This window comes from Enterobacter cloacae complex sp. ECC445 (assembly GCF_021892025.1).
In the GTDB taxonomy this organism is placed as follows: domain Bacteria; phylum Pseudomonadota; class Gammaproteobacteria; order Enterobacterales; family Enterobacteriaceae; genus Enterobacter; species Enterobacter chengduensis.
Window position 1 is genome coordinate 1 of the sequence record NZ_JAKLRZ010000050.1, and the last position, 19944, is coordinate 19944.

The following is a 19944-nucleotide window of genomic DNA, read 5'->3' on the forward strand; positions in this document are numbered from 1 at the left end:
CATCAGGCCGCACCCCTTATTCCCTTTTCTGCTTCTAAATCACCAAACGGTATATAAAACCGTTACTCCTTTAGACTCCGTTATAAATATTATGACTATAAGATAGTCATCACATTTATAAGGGTGCGCAATGGCCGTTACTGTACTGAAAAAAGGAACTCTGGCGCTGGCAGGTTTACTGCTGGTGGCGCAGGCGCAGGCGACTGAACTGTTGAACAGTTCGTATGACGTCTCCCGCGAGCTGTTTGCCGCCCTTAATCCCCCGTTTGAACAGCAGTGGGCGAAAGACAACAACGGTGACAAGCTGACCATCAAGCAGTCCCACGCCGGTTCATCCAAGCAGGCGCTGGCGATTTTGCAGGGCCTGAAAGCGGACGTGGTGACCTACAACCAGGTGACCGACGTGCAGATCCTGCACGACAAAGGCAAGCTGATCCCGGCGGACTGGCAGAGCCGTCTGCCGAACAACAGCTCCCCGTTCTACTCCACCATGGGCTTCCTGGTGCGTAAGGGCAATCCGAAGAATATCCACGACTGGAGCGACCTGGTGCGTTCCGACGTGAAGCTGATTTTCCCGAACCCAAAAACCTCCGGTAACGCGCGTTACACCTATTTAGCGGCGTGGGGCGCGGCGGACAAGGCTGACGGTAACGACAAGGCCAAAACCGAGCAGTTCATGACCCAGTTCCTGAAAAACGTCGAGGTGTTTGATACCGGCGGACGCGGGGCCACCACTACCTTTGCAGAGCGCGGTCTCGGCGACGTGCTGATCAGCTTCGAGTCGGAAGTGAACAACATCCGCAAGCAGTATGAAGCCCAGGGCTTTGAGGTCGTTATCCCGAAAACCAACATCCTGGCCGAGTTCCCGGTGGCGTGGGTCGATAAAAACGTTCAGGCGAACGGTACCGAGAAAGCGGCAAAAGCCTATCTCGACTACCTGTACAGCCCGCAGGCGCAGACCATCATTACCGATTACTACTACCGCGTGAACAACCCGGACGTGATGAACAAACTGAAAGACAAATTCCCGCAGACCGCGCTGTTCCGCGTGGAAGATCGTTTCGGCTCCTGGCCTGAGGTGATGAAAACGCACTTTGCCAGCGGCGGTGAGTTAGACAAACTGCTGGCGGCGGGGCGTAAGTAATGTTTGCAGTTTCGACCAAACGCGTGCTGCCGGGCTTTACCTTAAGCCTCGGCACCAGCCTGCTGTTCGTCTGCCTGATCCTGCTGCTGCCGCTCAGCGCGCTGGTGATGCAGCTTGCGCAGATGAGCTGGGCGCAGTACTGGGACGTGATCACCAACCCGCAGGTGGTGGCAGCCTATAAGGTGACGCTGCTCTCGGCGTTTGTCGCCTCCATTTTTAACGGCGTGTTTGGCCTGCTGATGGCGTGGATCTTAACTCGCTATCGCTTCCCGGGCCGCACGCTGCTTGACGCGCTGATGGATCTGCCGTTTGCGCTGCCGACGGCGGTGGCGGGCTTAACCCTCGCGTCGCTCTTTTCCGTTAATGGGCTCTACGGCGAGTGGCTGGCAAAGTTTGATATCAAAGTGACCTATACCTGGCTTGGTATCGCGGTGGCGATGGCCTTTACCAGCATCCCGTTTGTGGTGCGTACCGTTCAGCCGGTGCTGGAAGAATTGGGGCCGGAATATGAAGAAGCGGCGGAAACGCTGGGCGCGACGCGCTGGCAAAGCTTCCGCAAGGTGGTTCTGCCCGAGCTCTCGCCGGCGCTGATGGCGGGCGTTGCGCTGTCGTTTACCCGCAGCCTCGGCGAGTTCGGCGCGGTGATTTTTATCGCCGGGAACATCGCCTGGAAAACGGAAGTCACCTCGCTGATGATTTTCATTCGCCTGCAGGAGTTTGATTATCCGGCGGCGAGCGCGATCGCCTCGGTGATCCTGGCGGCCTCGCTGCTGCTGCTGTACTCGATTAACACTCTGCAAAGTCGCTTTGGTCGACGTGTGGTAGGTCACTGATGGCGGAAGTTACGCAATTGAAGCGATACGATGCGCCCCGCATTAACTGGGGTAAATGGTTTCTGATTGGAGCGGGCGTGCTGGTGTCTGCCCTCATTCTCGTCGTGCCGACGATTTATATCTTCGTTCAGGCGTTTAGCAAGGGGCTGATGCCCGCGCTGGAGAACCTGGCGAACCCGGATATGCTGCACGCCATCTGGCTGACCGTACTGATTGCGTTAATCACCGTGCCGGTAAACCTCGTGTTCGGTACCCTGCTGGCGTGGCTGGTGACGCGCTTTAACTTCCCGGGGCGTCAGCTGCTGCTGACCCTGCTGGACATTCCGTTTGCCGTATCGCCGGTGGTGGCGGGTCTGGTGTACCTGCTCTTTTACGGCTCCAACGGTCCGCTGGGCGGCTGGCTGGACGAGCATAACCTGCAGATCATGTTTGCCTGGCCGGGCATGGTGCTGGTCACCATCTTCGTGACCTGTCCGTTCGTGGTGCGCGAGCTGGTGCCGGTGATGTTAAGCCAGGGGAGCAATGAGGACGAAGCGGCGGTGCTGCTGGGCGCGTCGGGGTGGCAAATGTTCCGCCGCGTGACGCTGCCGAACATCCGCTGGGCGCTGCTTTACGGCGTGGTGTTGACCAACGCCCGCGCCATCGGCGAGTTCGGTGCCGTTTCCGTCGTCTCCGGCTCCATTCGGGGTGAAACCCTGTCGCTGCCTTTACAAATTGAATTACTGGAACAGGACTACAATACCGTCGGTTCCTTTACTGCCGCAGCGTTGCTGACGCTGATGGCCATTTTGACCCTGTTTTTGAAGAGTGTGGTGCAGTGGCGTTTAGAAAATCAGGAAAAACGTCAGCATCAGGAGGGAAATCATGAGCATTGAGATTGCCAATATTAAGAAGTCTTTTGGTCGCACCCAGGTGCTGAATGATATCTCGCTGGATATCCCTTCCGGACAAATGGTGGCGCTGCTGGGGCCGTCCGGCTCGGGTAAAACCACGCTGCTGCGTATTATCGCCGGACTTGAGCATCAGACCAGCGGGCATATCCGCTTCCACGGCACCGACGTGAGCCGCCTGCATGCCCGCGATCGTAAAGTCGGCTTTGTGTTCCAGCATTACGCGCTGTTCCGCCACATGACCGTGTTCGATAACATCGCGTTTGGCCTGACCGTGCTGCCGCGTCGCGAGCGCCCGAATGCCGCTGCCATCAAGGCGAAAGTGACGAAGCTGCTGGAGATGGTGCAGCTGGCGCATCTGGCGGATCGTTTCCCGGCGCAGCTTTCCGGCGGGCAGAAGCAGCGCGTGGCGCTGGCGCGTGCCCTGGCCGTTGAGCCGCAAATTCTCCTGCTGGACGAACCCTTCGGCGCGCTGGACGCGCAGGTGCGTAAAGAGCTGCGTCGCTGGCTGCGTCAGCTGCATGAAGAGCTGAAATTCACCAGCGTCTTCGTGACCCACGACCAGGAAGAGGCGATGGAAGTTGCGGATCGCGTGGTGGTCATGAGTCAGGGCAACATTGAGCAGGTTGACGAGCCGGAGCAGCTCTGGCGTGAACCGGCGACCCGCTTCGTGCTGGAGTTTATGGGCGAGGTAAACCGTCTGCAGGGCACCATTCGCGGTGGACAGTTCCACGTTGGCGCGCACCGCTGGCCGCTGGGCTATACCTCCGCGCATCAGGGGCCGGTCGATCTGTTCCTGCGTCCGTGGGAAGTGGACGTCAGCCGCCGCACCAGCCTGGACTCACCGCTGCCGGTACAGGTGCTGGAAGCGAGCCCTAAGGGGCACTACACCCAACTGGTGGTACAGCCGCTGGGCTGGTATACCGAGCCGCTGACCGTGGTCATGCGCGACGACGTCCCGCCGCACCGGGGAGAGCGCCTGTTTGTCGGGCTTCAGCATGCCCGTATTTACCACGGCAAGGAGCGCATCGAGACGCGCGAGGATATTGCTCTGGCGGAGTCAGCCTGATAGGTTAGGATTACGTAGTTTTGCCGGGTGGCGCTGCGCTTACCCGGCCTACAATATGACGTCTGTAGGCCCGGTAAGCGAAGCGCCACCGGGCTTTTTATTGGACGGCGATCATGAATACATTAGAAAACACCATCGGCAACACCCCTCTGGTCAAGCTTCAGCGCATGGGGCCCGACAACGGCAGCGAAATCTGGGTCAAACTCGAAGGCAATAACCCGGCGGGATCGGTGAAAGACCGTGCCGCGCTGTCGATGATCGTCCAGGCCGAAAAGCGCGGCGAGATTAAGCCGGGCGACGTGCTGATTGAGGCGACCAGTGGCAACACCGGTATCGCCCTGGCGATGATTGCGGCGCTGAAAGGCTACCGCATGAAGCTGCTGATGCCGGATAACATGAGCCAGGAGCGCCGCGCAGCGATGCGTGCCTACGGGGCCGAGCTGATTCTGGTGACCAAAGAGCAGGGAATGGAAGGCGCGCGCGACCTGGCCCTGGAAATGGCCGAGCGCGGTGAAGGTAAGCTGCTCGATCAGTTCAACAACCCGGACAACCCGTACGCGCACTACACCACCACCGGCCCGGAAATCTGGCAGCAAACCGACGGACGTATCACCCACTTCGTCTCCAGCATGGGCACCACCGGCACCATCACCGGGGTATCGCGTTTTCTGCGCGAGCAGGAAAAAGCCGTCACCATTGTGGGCCTGCAGCCGGAAGAGGGGAGCAGCATTCCGGGCATTCGCCGCTGGCCGGCGGAGTATATGCCCGGCATCTTTAATGCGCAGCTTGTGGACCAGGTGCTGGATCTTCACCAGCGCGAGGCGGAAAATACCATGCGTGAGCTGGCCGTGCGCGAGGGTATTTTCTGCGGGGTCAGCTCGGGCGGCGCGGTGGCGGGTGCGATTCGGGTGGCCAAGGCAAACCCGGGTGCGGTGGTGGTGGCGATTATTTGCGATCGCGGCGATCGCTATCTGTCTACCGGCGTCTTTGGTGAAGAGAGTTATTCGCAGGGGGCGGGGATTTAAGCGTCATGGAAATGATTCTATTCCGGGACAATACCCGGGCGCAGCAAACCGACATTGTCGCGGTGCAGTCGCAGGTGGTGTACGGCAGCGTGGGGAACAGCATTGCGGTGCCGAATATTCGAACCCACCGGCTGAACGTTACCGCCGTGCCGACGGTGCTGTTCAGCAACACGCCGCACTACGACACGTTTTATGGTGGGGTGATCCCCGATGAGTGGTTCAGCGGCTACCTGAAGGCGCTGGAGGAGCGCGAGATACTGCGCGAGATTAAGGCGGTCACTACCGGCTATATGGGCAGCGCCAGCCAGATCGTCCTGCTGGCGCAGTGGCTGAAGGCGGTGAAAGCGCAGCATCCTGACCTGCTGGTGCTGGTCGACCCGGTGATCGGCGATATCGACAGCGGAACGTACGTGAAGCCCGAGATCCCGCAAGCGTATCGGGAGCATCTGCTGCCGCTGGCGCAGGGGATTACGCCAAACGTCTACGAGCTGGAAGTGTTAAGCGGCAAACCGTGCCGTACGCCGGAAAGCGCCATCGCGGCGGCTCAGGGATTGCTCTCTGACAGCCTGAGATGGGTGGCGATAACCAGCGCGCCGGTGGCAGACGACCCGCAAAACATCCACGTGGTGCTGGTGACGCATGAAGGCGTGACCGTCAGCGCGCATCCGCGCGTAGAAACCGACCTGAAAGGCACGGGCGATCTGTTCTGTTCAGAGCTGGTGAGCGGCATTGTAGAGGGAAAAACCGTTGCCGATGCCATCCGCATGGCGGGCGATCGGGTGACGGACGTCATGCTCTATACCCAGTCGAAAGGCTACGACGAGCTTATCCTTCCTGCATAAACAAAAATGGCGCCCGAAGGCGCCATTTTTCTGTGCGGCAAGAATTACTTCTTGATGCGGATAACCGGGGTTTCACCCACGGTGACGCTGCCAGACAGTTTGATCAGTTCTTTGATTTCGTCCATGTTGGAGATAACAACCGGCGTCAGGGTAGACTTGGCTTTTTCTTCCAGCAGTGGCAGATCGAATTCAATTACCGGGTCGCCAACTTTGACACGCTGGCCTTCTTCCGCGATACGTTTGAAGCCTTCGCCTTTCAGTTCAACGGTGTCGATACCGAAGTGAACGAACAGTTCGATACCGCTATCAGATTCGATAGAGAACGCATGGTTGGTTTCAAAAATTTTACCGATGGTGCCGTCAACTGGAGCAACCATTTTGTTGCCAGTTGGTTTGATAGCGATGCCATCACCAACGATTTTCTCAGCAAACACTACATCCGGCACGTCTTCGATGTTGACGATCTCGCCGGAGAGCGGAGCAACAATCTCAATAGTTCCGGAGTCTTTCTTATCATCAGAAACCAGAGATTTCAGTTTATCGAACAAACCCATGATCTTCTCCTAAGCAGTAATTTGGGCCGCATCTCGTGGATTAGCAGATTGTTTTTTCTTCAATGAACTTGTTAACCAGCGTCATTAACTCGTCCGTTGTCGGTTGAGCAAGAGCCTGCTCTGCTAACACCTTCGCATCTTCGAAGTTCGTGTTACGGATAATCTTCTTAATGCGCGGGATGGAAATGGCGCTCATAGAGAATTCGTCCAGACCCATACCCAGCAACAGAAGTGTAGCACGTTCGTCGCCTGCAAGCTCACCACACATGCCAGTCCATTTACCTTCTGCATGAGAAGCATCAATAACTTGCTTGATCAAGTTCAGTACGGACGGTGACATTGGCTGGTAGAGATGTGAAATCATATCATTACCGCGGTCAACTGCCAGGGTGTACTGCGTTAAATCATTGGTACCGATACTAAAGAAATCAACTTCTTTGGCTAAATGACGCGCAATGGTCGCCGCCGCCGGTGTTTCCACCATCACGCCGATCTCGATTGACTCGTCAAACGCTTTACCTTCGTCACGCAGTTCCTGCTTGTAGATTTCGATCTCTTTCTTCAGTGCACGCACTTCTTCAACAGAGATGATCATCGGGAACATGATGCGCAGTTTACCGAAAGCAGAGGCACGCAGGATTGCGCGAACCTGGTCACGCAGGATCTCTTTACGATCCATCGCGATACGGATTGCACGCCAGCCCAGGAACGGGTTCTCTTCTTTCGGGAAGTTCATGTACGGCAGCTCTTTGTCGCCACCGATGTCCATGGTACGGACGATAACCGCCTGAGAGCCACACGCTTCAGCCACGGCTTTGTAAGCAGCAAACTGCTCTTCTTCGGTTGGCAGCGCGTCGCGGTCCATGAACAGGAATTCTGTACGATAGAGACCCACACCTTCTGCACCGTTACGCTCAGCGCCATCAACGTCGCGGACGGTACCGATGTTTGCGCACACTTCTACCTGATGGCCGTCCAGGGTGATGGCTGGCAGGTCTTTCAGCTTAGCGAGTTCCGCTTTTTCAGTCGCAACCTGCTCCTGAACCGCGCGCAGTTTTTCGATCTCTTCGTTTGTTGGGTTGACGTAAACCAGATTGTTTACGGCATCCAGAATCAGATAGTCGCCGTTTTTCACCTGAGCGGTGACGCTGCCGGTACCCACGATGGCAGGCAGTTCCAGAGAGCGCGCCATGATAGAGGTGTGGGAGGTACGGCCGCCCGCGTCGGTGATGAAACCGAGGACCTTTTTCAGGTTCAGCTGTGCGGTTTCAGACGGGGTGAGGTCAGCGGCAACCAGGATAACTTCGTCCTGAATCGCGCTCAGGTCGATGATGGCCAGACCCAGGATGTTGCGCAGCAGGCGCTTACCGATGTCACGTACGTCAGCCGCACGCTCTTTCAGGTATTCATCATCCAGTTCTTCCAGGGCAGTTGCCTGACCTTCGATAACTTCATGCGCAGCCGCGTCGGCCGTCATGCCTTTATCTTTAATCAGGGCTATGATTTCCTGCTCCAGCTCCTCATCTTCGAGCAGCATGATGTGCCCTTCGAAGATGGCTTCTTTTTCTTCACCGAAAGTTTCGCCAGCTTTAGTTTTGATTGCTTCCAGTTGCGCAGATGCCTTGGCACGACCGCTCAGAAAACGTTCAACTTCCTGATCAACCTTGTCGGCAGAAATTTTTTTCCGGTCGATGACGATCTCGTCTTCTTTCAGCAGCAGTGCTTTGCCGAAAGCGATACCCGGGGATGCTAAAATGCCTGAAATCATAACCCTACCTTACTTGTGACTGATATTTAAAAGAACCCGGAAACTTACTCGAGCTCAGCCATCAGTTTTACCAGATGCTCAACTGCTTTCTGCTCGTCTTCACCTTCTGCAGAGATGGTGACAACGGTGCCCTGAGTCAGGCCCAGAGTCTGCAGTTTGAACAGGCTTTTTGCGCTCGCGCTTTTGCCGTTGGAAGTCACAGTGATTTCAGAAGTGAAGCCTTTTGCTTCTTTAACAAACTGAGCAGCAGGGCGGGTGTGCAGACCGTTCGGAGCGGTAATGGTAACTTCTTGCTGGAACATTGTATTTCCCCAACTTATAGGTTTAGTGTTGTGGAACTAAAGTCTAGCCTGGCGACTGAACTTTAGCCTGTATTGTTAGCGCTGACGTTTCGATCGTCATTAAACATTATGCAGCGAAAGCAAGACTTGAACCAAATCATAAAATCGATTCAGCAAGGCTATTTCGTTCACTGATTAATTTCACGCATCAAAATAATTGCTGGTTTAAATACCAGACCCAACGGGGTGAAGCAATGCCAGGAGGGGCAAAAGTTTGAAGCAGGCCACAAAAAAGCACCTGAAAAGGTGCTTTTTTACGCGTTATTAACATGCTGGCACTACTGTTGCAGCTCTTTTTCAGTAAACAGATCGGCAAACAGCGCGGTGCTCAAGTAACGCTCACCCGAGGAAGGAAGGATAACCACAATATTCTTATTGGTAAAGGCCTCATCTTCCTGAAGCTTGAGCGCTGCCGCAACGGCCGCACCGGAAGAGATACCCGCCAGAATGCCTTCTTCGTCCATCAGGCGACGCGCGGTGGAGATAGCCTCTTCGTTGGTGATCGCCACAACTTTGTCGATCAGCTTCAGATCGAGGTTGCCAGGAATGAAGCCGGCACCGATGCCCTGAATCTTATGCGGACCAGGCTTGAGCTCTTCACCCGCCAGCGCCTGGGCAATAACAGGGGAGTCAGTAGGCTCAACGGCAACGGTGATGAGGTCTTTTTTGCCTTTTGTGCCTTTAATATAGCGGGACACGCCGGTCAGCGTACCGCCGGTACCCACGCCGGAGATGAAAACGTCAACCTGGCCGTCAGTGTCTTCCCAGATTTCCGGACCGGTGGTCTTCTCGTGAATTTCCGGGTTAGCCGGGTTGCTGAACTGCTGCAGCAGCAGATATTTCGCCGGATCGCTGGCGACAATCTCTTCGGCTTTCTGAATGGCGCCCTTCATGCCCTTCGCGCCTTCGGTCAGCACCAGGTTCGCGCCCAGCGCTTTGAGCAGTTTGCGGCGCTCGATGCTCATGGTTTCAGGCATGGTCAGCGTCAGCTTATAGCCGCGCGCGGCGGCGACATAGGCCAGCGCGATGCCGGTATTGCCGCTGGTCGGTTCCACCAGCTCAACGCCCGGCTTCAGCACGCCACGTTTTTCAGCATCCCAAATCATGTTTGCACCGATACGGCATTTTACGCTGAAGCTCGGGTTGCGTGATTCGACCTTCGCCAGAATGCGTCCATTACCGATACGGTTCAGTCGAACCAGGGGCGTATGACCGATAGTCAGCGAGTTGTCTTCATAAATCTTACTCATGGCCTGTCCTTAACTGTATGAAATTGGGATACCAGCCCAGCATACCTGCTAAGCAGGTAGGGGGAAGTAAGGAATTCGCATATCTATATACTGCAAGGAAATAATGGGGATCAGTATGGAATAAGGGGCGGCATAAGCCACCCCTGTTTTACACATTTTTGCATTACTTCCATAACGCGTGCTTAGCACGATAGCAGTCGACCCACATGGCCGTCGCGCCGCAGACGGCGACGGGCATAATAAACAGGTTCAGGAAGGGAATCATGGTGAACAGGCTGGTCAGCGCGCCAAACTGCATATTGGCGACCTTCTGGCTGCGCAGAGCGGTGCGCATCTCTTTAAACGGCACCTTGTGGTTATCAAACGGATAGTCGCAGTACTGAATGGCGAGCATCCAGGCGCTGAACAGGAACCACAGCACCGGTGCCACCGTCTGGCCAATGCCGGGCACAAAATAGAGGATAAGCAGCACGACCGCGCGGGGCAGGTACCAGGCAAACTTCTGCCACTCGCGCTTCATGATGCGCGGCAGGTCTTTCAGGATCCCCAGCACGCCGGTGTCCGGCGGCGTGGCACCGGTAAGCCGCGCTTCCAGCTGTTCCGCCAGCAGGCCGTTAAACGGCGCGGCTATCCAGTTCGCAATGGTTGAGAAGAAATAGCCAAACACCAGCAGCACGGAGATAACCGCTACCGGCCAGAGCAGGTAGTTCAGCCACTGCAGCCAGTCCGGCACATGGCTCATCAGCGACGGGATCCAGCTTTCGAGCTTTGTAAAAAGCCACCACAACGCGCCGCCCATCAGGATAATGTTGATCAACAGCGGCAGAATGACGAAGCGTCGAATACCCGGCAGGGAGACCAGTTTCCAGCCCTGAGAAAAATACCAGACCCCGCTGCGCGGAGGAGAAGAAGATGTTGAAACCATAGCCAGGCTGTACTCCTTTTTACACAACCAGTGGAATTGCCCGCCTATATTATCCACTTACGGAGCAATGACCAGTTCGGAAATGTTCGAAAAACCAGCAAAAAGCACGATTTCCTTCATCTTTATGCTGTGAATGCTCTGCACACACTTGCACTTGACGTAAACGGCAAATACTCTTAGTGAGTAAATGTTTGCCGTGGTGGCAAGGTGTTAGAACAACAGAGAATATAATGATGCAGGATTTGCGTCTGATATTAATCATTGTTGGCGCGATCGCCATAATCGCTTTACTGGTACATGGTTTCTGGACCAGCCGTAAAGAGCGTTCCTCGATGTTCCGCGATCGCCCACTGAAGCGCATGAAGTCCAGTCGTGACGACGATGACGGTGAAGATGACATCGACGGCAGCGACGACGACGGCGTGGGTGAAGTTCGTGTTCATCGGGTCAATACTGCGCCCGGTGCAGGCCATGGGGAGCATGAAGCGCCTCGTCCTGCGCAGCACCAGTATCAACCGCCGTATGCTTCTGCACAGCCGCGCCAGCCAGCGCCGCAGCCTGCGGAAGAGCCGGTGCGCCAGCCGCCGCAACAGCCTGTCTATCAGCAGCCTGCTGCGCCACAGCCGGTTCAACCGCAGCCCGTGCAACAACCTGTGCAACAGCAGCCTGCTCAGCCGGTACAACAACCGCAGCAGCCTGTTCACGTTCAGCCTGCGCCGCAGCCCGCTCCGGCCCCGCACGTTGAGCCTGAGCCCGCTGTAGAGCCAGAGCCGGCTGTTGAAAAACCGCAGCGTAAAGAAGCGGTGATCATCATGAACGTGGCGGCGCATCACGGTAGCCATCTCAACGGTGACGTGCTGCTTAACAGTATTCAACAGGCAGGCTTCAAGTTTGGCGATATGAATATTTTCCATCGTCACCTGAGCCCTGACGGTAGCGGCCCGGCGCTGTTCAGCCTGGCCAACATGGTTAACCCAGGCACCTTCGATCCGGAAATGACCGGTGATTTCGTGACCCCGGGCGTGACTATCTTTATGCAGGTACCGTCTTACGGCGACGAACTGCAAAACTTCAAGCTGATGCTGCAGTCCGCTCAGCACATCGCTGACGAAGTCGGCGGCGTGGTGCTCGACGATCAGCGTCGAATGATGACCCCGCAGAAGCTGCGCGAGTATCAGGACCGCATCCGCGAAGTTAAGGAAGCTAACGCGTAATTGCCGCGTTTTCTTCAACTCCTCCTCAACCCCCGCCTGTCGGGGGTTTTTTCTCATTGATGGTGCGATATGGACTCTATCGAACAACAACTCACTGAACTGCGAACCACGCTTCGCCATCATGAATACCTCTATCATGTTATGGACGCGCCGGAAGTCCCGGATGCGGAGTACGACCGCCTGATGCGCGAGCTGCGCGAGCTGGAGGCGCAGCATCCTGAACTCGTTACGCCGGATTCCCCGACCCAGCGCGTCGGCGCCGAGCCGCTGGGGGCGTTCAGTCAGGTGCGTCATGAAGTGCCGATGCTGTCGCTGGATAACGTCTTCGATGAAGAGAGCTTTCTTGCGTTTAACAAGCGCGTGCAGGATCGCCTGAAAAGCAGCGACGCCCTCACCTGGTGCTGCGAGCTGAAGCTGGATGGCCTGGCGGTCAGCCTTCTCTACGAAAACGGCGTGCTGGTCCGTGCCGCGACGCGTGGCGACGGCACAACGGGGGAAGACATCACCACCAACGTGCGTACCATCCGCGCGATCCCGCTGAAGCTGCAGGGGGACAACATTCCTGCGCGTCTGGAAGTGCGCGGCGAGGTATTCCTGCCGCAGGCGGGCTTCGAGAAAATCAACGAAGAAGCGCGCCGCACCGGTGGGAAAGTGTTTGCTAACCCGCGTAACGCGGCGGCAGGCTCTCTGCGCCAGCTCGATCCGCGTATCACCGCGAAGCGACCGCTCACTTTCTTCTGCTACGGCGTTGGCATTCTGGAGGGCGGCGAGCTGCCGGATACGCACCTCGGGCGTCTGATGCAGTTTAAGGCGTGGGGCCTGCCGGTGAGCAACCGCGTTCAGCTCTGCGACTCGCCGGAGGCGGTGCTCGCGTTCTACCATAAGGTGGAGGCGGATCGTCCGACGCTCGGCTTTGATATTGATGGCGTCGTTATTAAGGTGAACTCGCTGGCGCTGCAGGAGCAGCTGGGCTTTGTGGCGCGCGCGCCGCGCTGGGCGGTGGCGTTCAAGTTCCCGGCTCAGGAGCAGATGACCTTCGTTCGCGACGTGGAGTTCCAGGTCGGTCGTACGGGGGCCATTACTCCGGTCGCTCGCCTGGAGCCGGTGCAGGTGGCGGGCGTGCTGGTGAGTAACGCCACGCTGCATAATGCCGATGAAATCGAGCGCCTGGGCCTGCGTATTGGTGACAAAGTGGTCATTCGCCGCGCGGGCGATGTTATCCCGCAGGTGGTTAACGTCGTAGAGTCAGAACGTCCTGATGACACGCGTGAAGTGATCTTCCCGACCCATTGCCCGGTGTGCGGCTCCGACGTTGAGCGCGTTGAGGGCGAGGCCGTGGCGCGGTGTACGGGCGGCTTAATCTGTGGCGCGCAGCGCAAAGAGTCCCTGAAGCACTTTGTCTCCCGTCGCGCGATGGACGTCGACGGTATGGGCGATAAAATTATCGATCAGCTGGTTGAGAAAGAGTATGTCCACACCCCGGCGGATCTCTTCCGGCTGACGGCGGGTAAGCTGACCGGTCTGGATCGCATGGGGCCAAAGTCAGCCCAGAACGTGGTGAACGCGCTGGAAGCCGCCAAAGAAACCACCTTCGCCCGCTTCCTGTACGCGCTGGGCATTCGTGAAGTGGGGGAAGCCACGGCGGCAGGGCTGGCAGCCTACTTTGGCACGCTGGAGGCGCTGGAAAAAGCGAGCATCGACGAGCTGCAGAAAGTCCCGGATGTCGGCATCGTCGTCGCCACGCACGTCTTTAACTTCTTTGCGGAGGAGAGCAACCGCGAGGTCATCGGCCAACTGCTGGAAGAGGGCATTAAATGGCCCGCACCGGTGGCGATCAACGTCGAGGAGATTGACAGCCCGTTCGCCGGTAAAACGGTGGTCCTGACCGGTAGCCTGAGCCAGCTTTCGCGCGACGATGCGAAAGCGCGCCTGGTGGCGCTGGGCGCCAAAGTGGCGGGCAGCGTGTCGAAGAAAACCGACCTGGTAATCGCCGGAGAAGCGGCGGGCTCGAAGCTGGCGAAAGCCCAGGAGCTCGGCATTGCGGTGATTGACGAAGCGGAAATGATGCGCCTGCTAGGAGAGTAACGTGGAGAAAGAACAGCTCGTTGAGATTGCCAATACGGAGATGCCGTTCGGTAAGTACAAGGGCCGCAGGCTGATTGATTTGCCGGAGGAGTATCTGCTGTGGTTTGCCCGCAAGGATGAATTCCCGGCAGGGCGACTGGGCGAGCTGATGGCCATCACGTTACTGATCAAAACCGAGGGGCTGACCCAGCTGGTTCAGCCCCTGAAGCGTCCTTAAGCCTTCGCGGCGCGGGTCTCTTCCTGCGCCAGCTTTTCGGTCTGGCGCTTGTAGCGACGCGCCAGCACCGCGCAGACCATCAGCTGGATCTGGTGGAATATCATCAGCGGCAGCACCATCATTCCAATCACCGATGTCGGGAACAGAATGTTGGCCATCGGAATACCGTTCGCCAGGCTCTTTTTCGAACCGCAGAACACAATCGTAATCTCATCCGCCTTGTTGAAGCCGCACCTGCGTGCCACAAAAACGTTTACCGCAATCACAATCGCCAGCAGGACAATGCTGACCACCACGATAAACAGCAGAGAGCCTGCGCCCACCTTGTGCCAGATCCCGTTCACGACCGCTTCGCTGAAGGCGGAGTAAACCACCAGCAGGATCGAGGTCTGATCGGTTTTTGAGATCCACTTTTTGTGCTTCGCCACAAACGCGCCCGTCCACGGTCGGGAGAGATGGCCCAGAACAAACGGCAGCAGCAGCTGCAGGCAGATTTTGCCCACCTGCTCAAGGTTACCCTCCGCGCCGTGCATGTTCATCAGCAGACCCACCAGCAGCGGGGAGACGAAAATCCCCAGCAGGCTGGAGGCCGACGCCGAGCAGACCGCGGCCGCGACGTTGCCACCGGCGAGAGAGGTAAAGGCAATGGCGGACTGCACGGTAGCGGGCAGAATGCAGAGATACAGGAAGCCGGTGTAGAGTGCCGGGTCAACGTTTACCGGCGCCCACCAGGCAAACAGCACCCCGAGGATCGGGAACAGAATAAACGTGCTGCACATCACCCAGAGGTGCAGTCGCCAGTGGCTGCCGCCCGCGATAATGGCTTCTCGGGAGAGCTTTGCGCCGTGCATAAAAAACAGCAGCGCGATGGCGGCCGTCGTCAGCCCTTCAAAGAACGGGACGAACCCGCCGCGGGCGGGAAAGAACGAGGCCAGTAAAACGGTGACCACCAGGGTAAGCGTAAACGGATCAAGGATACGAAAAAGTTTCATAATCACTCCTGAAAGCAGATGTCGCTATTGTGCTTTTTTCCATTTGAGAAATAAAATTGATTTATTGCATCCATTTATGAATTAAACAGATGAATTATTCCCTACGCCAGCTTCGCATTTTTGTCACCGTCGCCCATGCCCGCAGCTTTAGCCGGGCAGGGGAGATGATTGGCCTGAGCCAGTCTGCGGTCAGCCACAGCGTAAAAGAGCTGGAGAATCAAACGGGGGTCAGATTACTTGACCGCACCACGCGTGAAGTGGTGTTGACCGAAGCAGGGCAGCAGCTGGCTCAGCGCCTCGAACGCCTGCTGGATGAGCTGAACAGCACGCTCAGAGACGTAGGGAGACTGGGTCAGCAGCTTTCGGGCACCGTGCGGGTCGCGGCCAGCCAGACGATATCTGCGCACCTGATTCCGCAGTGTATCGCCGAGGGAAGCCGCCGCTATCCGGATATTGATTTTGTCCTGCATGACCGGCCGCAGCAGTGGGTGCTGGAGAGCATCCGCCAGGGGGATGTGGATTTTGGTATTGTTATCGATCCCGGTCAGGTAAGCGATTTGGCGTGCGAAAGCGTGCTTTCTGAACCCTTTTTACTGCTCTGTCGGGACGACGATCCGCTGGCATCGCTGCCGGAAGTCAGCTGGCAGCGCCTGCAGGGCGCGAACCTGGTTTTGCAGGATTATGCCTCAGGCAGCCGTCCGCTGATTGATTCCGCACTGGTCAATCAGGGCGTTATCGCAACAATCGTGCAGGAAATCGGGCATCCGGCGACGCTGTTTCCCATGGTGGAAGCCGGGATTGGCATCAGCGTGTTGCCCGCTCTGGCGCTTCCCCTGCCGCAGGGAAGTCGACTGGCCGTCAGGCGATTAACGCCCGTTGTCGAGCGAAAGCTAATGCTGGTGCGGCGGAAAAATCGCTCACTCTCAGGGGCGGCTCAGGCTCTCTGGGAGGTGGTGCGTATCCAGGCACAACGCTTAACCGAAGCCCGCATACGCGACCCACTGTTTAACGCATCGGACGATCAAATGTAGATATCGATCTGACGATCGTCTGACGGGGTGTTAACCCCTTCCACTTTGCCGATCGCCTGGTCCTGTTTCTTCTGCGCCTCTTCGGCCTGCTGGCGCTGCAGCGCGGCGAGCTGCGCCTGCAGCATTTTGATCTGGTTCTGAATAAGCTCCTGCTGTTTTTTCTTCTCATCAACGCTGATGGGGCTGTTCGCCAGCTCGCTTAACTGCTGAGTCAGCTTTTGGATCTTGTTGAGAATGCTGCTGATTTGCGCAGCGATATCGTTACCGCCGGAAGCCCCGCTCCCGGTGCTGCTGGTTTGAATGGATGGGGTTGAAGCCTGAATGGTCGTCATACTTTTTCCTCGCGTGATAAAACAGAGGTATCGGCACCGGCGGGATTAGCTTGAGCAAAACTGTCATATCTGGCAGGGAGTTACATCGATACACAATCAGTATTGATGGTGCGGTGAAAGTGTATTGGAGGTCACCTGCGGGCTGCGGATATAAGAGGTAAGTCATGCGATCGCGACATCGCAATCTTAATCCTCAAGGAGCCTCTATGACCCTCTCGAATAACCCGTGGTACTGCGCCGATATCATTCGCGCCGCTAAGCCCAACTTCACGCCTCGCGTGGCGTTCATTCTCGGCTCCGGCCTGGGCGCGCTCGCCGACCAGATTGATGACGCCGTCTCCCTGAGCTACGAAAAGCTGCCGGGCTTCCCGGTAAGCACCGTCCACGGTCACGCAGGCGAGCTGGTGCTTGGGCATCTGGCCGGGGTGCCGGTGGCCTGCATGAAGGGGCGCGGCCATTTCTATGAAGGGCGTGGGATGACCATCATGACCGATGCGATCCGAACCTTTAAGCTGCTGGGGTGCGAGCTGCTGTTTAGCACCAATGCGGCGGGTTCACTCCGTCCGGAGGTTCAGCCAGGAAGCCTGGTTGCCCTGAGCGACCATATCAACACCATGCCGGGCACGCCGATGGTGGGGCTGAACGATGAGCGCTTTGGCGACCGTTTCTTCTCGCTGGCCAATGCTTACGACGCTGATTACCGTGCCGTTCTGCAAACCGTAGCAACGAAAGAAGGCTTCCCGCTGCATGAAGGGGTGTTTGTCTCTTATCCCGGCCCGAACTTCGAGACGGCGGCCGAGATCCGCATGATGCAAATTATTGGCGGCGATGTGGTGGGGATGTCCGTCGTGCCAGAAGTCATTTCCGCGCGTCACTGCGGCCTGAAGGTGGTGGCCGTTTCTGCGATTACCAATCTCGCTGAAGGTCTGGGGGAGGTAAAACTCTCGCATGAACAAACCCTCGCTGCCGCCGAGCTCTCCCGTCAGAACTTTATTAATCTTATCTGCGGTTTTCTCCGCCATATTGCCTGAGTAAAACAATAAAGTGGCCCGCAGGGGCCACGCTGCTATAAGGAATGGGCTATGAACATCACGACTCGCTTAAAGATGATGTCCTTTATGCAATATTTTATCTGGGGGAGTTGGCTGGTTACCCTCGGTGCTTACATGATTAACACCCTACACTTTACCGGCTCCGACGTGGGCATGGTGTACAGCTCCAAAGGCCTTGCCGCGATCGTGATGCCTTCGCTGGTGGGGATTATTGCCGACAAGTGGCTGCGGGCCGACCGCGCCTACGTCATTTGCCACCTCGTCTGCGCTGTCGCGCTCTGTTATGCCGCCCAGGTGAATGAGCCCGCTCTGATGTTCTGGGTCATGCTGGTGAACGCGATGGCCTTCATGCCCACGATTGCGCTGTCGAACACCATTTCCTACTCCTGTCTTGAGCAGGCGGGGCTGGATACGGTGAGCCATTTTCCGCGAGTGCGGGTATATGGCACCGTGGGCTTTATTGCCGCGATGTGGGCAATAAGCCTGATGGGGGCTGAGTTAAGCAGCGTGCAGCTCTATATTGCAGCTGCCGCGTCCCTGCTGCTGGCGCTTTATTCTCTGACGTTACCGGCTATTCCGGTGGCGAAGCAGAAAACGGCTACGTCTCTGGCAAGCAAGCTGGGCCTTAATGCGTTTATCCTGTTTAAACAGCCCCGCATGGCGGTGTTCTTTTTATTCGCGATGCTGCTGGGCGCCGTGCTGCAGATAACCAATACGTTTGGCAGCCCCTTTTTGCATGATTTTGCCCGTAATCCAGCGTATGCAGAGAGCTTTATCGTCAAGTATCCGTCCATTCTGCTCTCCGTATCGCAAATGTCAGAGGTGATCTTCATTCTGACCATTCCGTATTTCCTCGGACGGTTTGGTATTAAAGCCGTCATGCTGATGAGCATGGTGGCCTGGATGCTCCGGTTTGGTCTGTTTGCCTTTGGCGACCCTTCCGCAACAGGCTTTGTGCTGCTCATGCTTTCCATGATTGTCTATGGCTGCGCGTTCGACTTCTTCAATATTTCAGGATCGGTATTTGTTGAACAGGAGGTAAGCGCCGATATCCGCGCCAGCGCGCAAGGGCTGTTTATGACGACCGTTAACGGCATCGGGGCATATTTCGGATCGGTATTGAGCGGTATGGCGGTCGATTATTTCTCCGTAGACGGGGTCAAGGACTGGCAGACGATCTGGCTGGTGTTTGCGGCCTATGCCCTGGCGCTCGCGGTGGTCTTTTACTTCAGCTTTAACTACCACCATTCCTGTAAAAACAGCGAGATGCGCACAGTTGCACATTAAATTTTCCCTCTGGACGCTGAAAGGCTTTATGGTAGGCGCATAAGTGTTTTCGCCAGGATATGTTTTGATGGAACGCGTCTATCGGACCGATCTTAAGCTGCTGCGCTATTTTCTGGCCGTGGCTGAAGAACTGCATTTTGGGCGGGCTGCGGCCCGACTCAACATGTCTCAGCCTCCCTTAAGCCTGCATATTAAAGAGCTGGAAAGCCAGCTGGGCACGTTACTGTTTATTCGCCACTCGCGTAGCGTCGCGTTGACGCATGCCGGTAAGGTGCTGATGGAAGAGTCCCGTCGTTTGCTTGCCGGTGCAAACCAGGCGCTGGCTCGCGTCGAGCAGATTGGCCGGGGGGAGGCAGGGCGCATTGAGCTGGGTATTGTCGGTACCGCCATGTGGAGCGAGGTGCGCACGGTGATGCGCGCTTTTTTGAAATCGCACCCGAATGTAGATGTCGTATTCCGCGAGAAATCCCCGGTCATGCAGATGGCGCTGCTTGAGCGCCGGGAGCTGGATGTGGGCATCTGGCGAATGGCAACCGAGCCCACCGCTGGGTTTACCAGCGTACGGTTACGTGAGGCTGCTTTTCTGGTGGCGATGCCGGAGGATCACCGGCTGGTGAGCGAATCATCGATTGCGCTCGCAGAGTTGCAGGACGAGTATTTTGTCACGATGCCTTCAGCGCATTCTGACTGGGCATTTTTACATCGCGTCTGCCAGCAGGCCGGGTTTTCGCCGATGATCGTGCGTGAAGCCGTAGAGCCGCAAACGGTACTGGCGATGATCAGCATGGGCATGGGGATTACGCTTGCCGCAGACAGCTACGCGCAAATGCAGTGGCCGGGCGTGGTGTTCCGACCCCTGAAAGAGCGTATTCCGGCAGATTTATATGTCGTTCATGACGAGAAGCAGGCGACGCCAGCGGTAAAGACGTTGATAAAGACGTTAACAGGGGCGTAAGGGTTTTGTAGGCTCTGTATTGCAGATAGCAAAAAAGCGCCTTTAGGGCGCTTTTTTACATTGGTGGGTCGTGCAGGATTCGAACCTGCGACCAATTGATTAAAAGTCAACTGCTCTACCAACTGAGCTAACGACCCG

20 protein-coding genes and 1 tRNA gene are annotated in these 19944 nt (G+C 56.8%); 13 read left to right on the plus strand and 8 right to left on the minus strand.

Annotated elements, in window-relative coordinates; genetic code table 11:
• Positions 1 to 130: 130 nt before the first annotated feature.
• The 6 genes from L6R44_RS24355 to pdxK all read left to right on the plus strand — a co-directional run bounded on the left by L6R44_RS24355 (position 131) and on the right by pdxK (position 5803).
• Positions 131 to 1144: a sulfate ABC transporter substrate-binding protein gene (locus tag L6R44_RS24355; RefSeq protein ID WP_237425647.1), complete on the plus strand. Its 1014-nt coding sequence runs from the start codon at positions 131 to 133 to the stop codon at positions 1142 to 1144.
• Positions 1144 to 1977: a sulfate/thiosulfate ABC transporter permease CysT gene (gene cysT, locus L6R44_RS24360; RefSeq protein WP_008501609.1), complete on the plus strand. Its 834-nt coding sequence runs from the start codon at positions 1144 to 1146 to the stop codon at positions 1975 to 1977. The genes L6R44_RS24355 and cysT overlap by 1 nt, the downstream gene beginning before the upstream one ends.
• A complete protein-coding gene (gene cysW, locus L6R44_RS24365) occupies positions 1977 to 2852 on the plus strand; it encodes a sulfate/thiosulfate ABC transporter permease CysW (RefSeq protein WP_237425648.1) in 876 nt (291 codons plus the stop codon). The genes cysT and cysW overlap by 1 nt, the downstream gene beginning before the upstream one ends.
• On the plus strand, positions 2842 to 3936 hold the full coding sequence (gene cysA, locus L6R44_RS24370; protein ID WP_004853015.1) for a sulfate/thiosulfate ABC transporter ATP-binding protein CysA: 1095 nt from the start codon (positions 2842 to 2844) through the stop codon (positions 3934 to 3936). The genes cysW and cysA overlap by 11 nt, the downstream gene beginning before the upstream one ends.
• Before the next feature lie 113 nt (positions 3937 to 4049).
• Positions 4050 to 4961 carry a cysteine synthase CysM gene (gene cysM, locus L6R44_RS24375; protein WP_032643488.1) on the plus strand — a complete coding sequence of 304 codons (912 nt, stop codon included), beginning with the start codon at positions 4050 to 4052 and terminating at the stop codon, positions 4959 to 4961.
• Between the two features lie 5 nt (positions 4962 to 4966).
• Complete coding sequence (gene pdxK / locus L6R44_RS24380; protein ID WP_237425649.1) at positions 4967 to 5803, plus strand: pyridoxine/pyridoxal/pyridoxamine kinase; 837 nt, start codon at positions 4967 to 4969, stop codon at positions 5801 to 5803.
• 44 nt (positions 5804 to 5847) lie between these two features.
• Here the strand turns inward: pdxK and crr are convergent, their stop codons facing one another.
• The 5 genes from crr to cysZ form a co-directional block, all read right to left on the minus strand.
• Positions 5848 to 6357 carry a PTS glucose transporter subunit IIA gene (gene crr / locus L6R44_RS24385; RefSeq protein ID WP_003861316.1) on the minus strand — a complete coding sequence of 170 codons (510 nt, stop codon included), beginning with the start codon at positions 6355 to 6357 and terminating at the stop codon, positions 5848 to 5850.
• A gap of 40 nt (positions 6358 to 6397) precedes the next feature.
• The gene (gene ptsI / locus L6R44_RS24390; RefSeq protein ID WP_032643484.1) at positions 6398 to 8125 is read right to left on the minus strand and encodes a phosphoenolpyruvate-protein phosphotransferase PtsI; all 1728 of its coding nucleotides are present in this window, start codon (positions 8123 to 8125) and stop codon (positions 6398 to 6400) included.
• 44 nt (positions 8126 to 8169) lie between these two features.
• Entirely contained in the window at positions 8170 to 8427 is a 258-nt protein-coding gene (ptsH, locus tag L6R44_RS24395; protein ID WP_000487600.1) for a phosphocarrier protein Hpr, read from the minus strand.
• A gap of 317 nt (positions 8428 to 8744) precedes the next feature.
• Positions 8745 to 9716 (minus strand): cysteine synthase A, encoded by a 972-nt coding sequence (gene cysK / locus L6R44_RS24400; RefSeq protein ID WP_032643481.1) that lies wholly within the window; start codon positions 9714 to 9716, stop codon positions 8745 to 8747.
• Positions 9717 to 9879: 163 nt separating this feature from the next.
• A complete protein-coding gene (cysZ, locus tag L6R44_RS24405) occupies positions 9880 to 10641 on the minus strand; it encodes a sulfate transporter CysZ (RefSeq protein ID WP_237425650.1) in 762 nt (253 codons plus the stop codon).
• A 230-nt stretch (positions 10642 to 10871) separates the two neighbouring features.
• Here cysZ and zipA point away from each other — a divergent pair, with 230 nt between their 5' ends.
• From zipA to L6R44_RS24420, 3 genes are all read left to right on the plus strand, one after another.
• Positions 10872 to 11855, plus strand: a complete 984-nt coding sequence (zipA, locus tag L6R44_RS24410; protein WP_032643476.1) for a cell division protein ZipA — start codon at positions 10872 to 10874, stop codon at positions 11853 to 11855.
• A 69-nt stretch (positions 11856 to 11924) separates the two neighbouring features.
• Complete coding sequence (gene ligA / locus L6R44_RS24415) at positions 11925 to 13940, plus strand: NAD-dependent DNA ligase LigA (protein ID WP_237425651.1); 2016 nt, start codon at positions 11925 to 11927, stop codon at positions 13938 to 13940.
• Between the two features lies 1 nt (position 13941).
• Complete coding sequence (locus tag L6R44_RS24420; protein WP_003861328.1) at positions 13942 to 14157, plus strand: DUF3820 family protein; 216 nt, start codon at positions 13942 to 13944, stop codon at positions 14155 to 14157.
• Here L6R44_RS24420 and L6R44_RS24425 read toward each other — a convergent pair.
• Entirely contained in the window at positions 14154 to 15149 is a 996-nt protein-coding gene (locus L6R44_RS24425) for a bile acid:sodium symporter family protein (protein WP_237425652.1), read from the minus strand. The genes L6R44_RS24420 and L6R44_RS24425 overlap by 4 nt on opposite strands.
• An 89-nt stretch (positions 15150 to 15238) precedes the next feature.
• Between L6R44_RS24425 and L6R44_RS24430 the strand changes: the two genes are divergently transcribed.
• Entirely contained in the window at positions 15239 to 16180 is a 942-nt protein-coding gene (locus tag L6R44_RS24430; protein ID WP_237425653.1) for a LysR family transcriptional regulator, read from the plus strand.
• On the opposite strand, the gene L6R44_RS24435 is transcribed toward L6R44_RS24430, so the two are convergent.
• Positions 16171 to 16512: a FlxA-like family protein gene (locus L6R44_RS24435; RefSeq protein WP_237425654.1), complete on the minus strand. Its 342-nt coding sequence runs from the start codon at positions 16510 to 16512 to the stop codon at positions 16171 to 16173. The genes L6R44_RS24430 and L6R44_RS24435 overlap by 10 nt on opposite strands.
• Positions 16513 to 16718: 206 nt before the next feature.
• On the opposite strand from L6R44_RS24435, the gene xapA reads away from it, so the two are divergent.
• From xapA to L6R44_RS24450, 3 genes are all read left to right on the plus strand, one after another.
• Positions 16719 to 17543, plus strand: a complete 825-nt coding sequence (xapA, locus tag L6R44_RS24440) for a xanthosine phosphorylase (RefSeq protein ID WP_032643467.1) — start codon at positions 16719 to 16721, stop codon at positions 17541 to 17543.
• 51 nt (positions 17544 to 17594) lie between these two features.
• Positions 17595 to 18851, plus strand: a complete 1257-nt coding sequence (locus L6R44_RS24445; RefSeq protein ID WP_237425655.1) for a nucleoside permease — start codon at positions 17595 to 17597, stop codon at positions 18849 to 18851.
• A 67-nt stretch (positions 18852 to 18918) separates the two neighbouring features.
• Complete coding sequence (locus tag L6R44_RS24450) at positions 18919 to 19806, plus strand: LysR family transcriptional regulator (protein ID WP_237425656.1); 888 nt, start codon at positions 18919 to 18921, stop codon at positions 19804 to 19806.
• A 61-nt stretch (positions 19807 to 19867) separates the two neighbouring features.
• Here L6R44_RS24450 and L6R44_RS24455 read toward each other — a convergent pair.
• Positions 19868 to 19943, minus strand: a tRNA-Lys gene (locus L6R44_RS24455).
• Between the last annotated feature and the right edge of the window lies 1 nt (position 19944).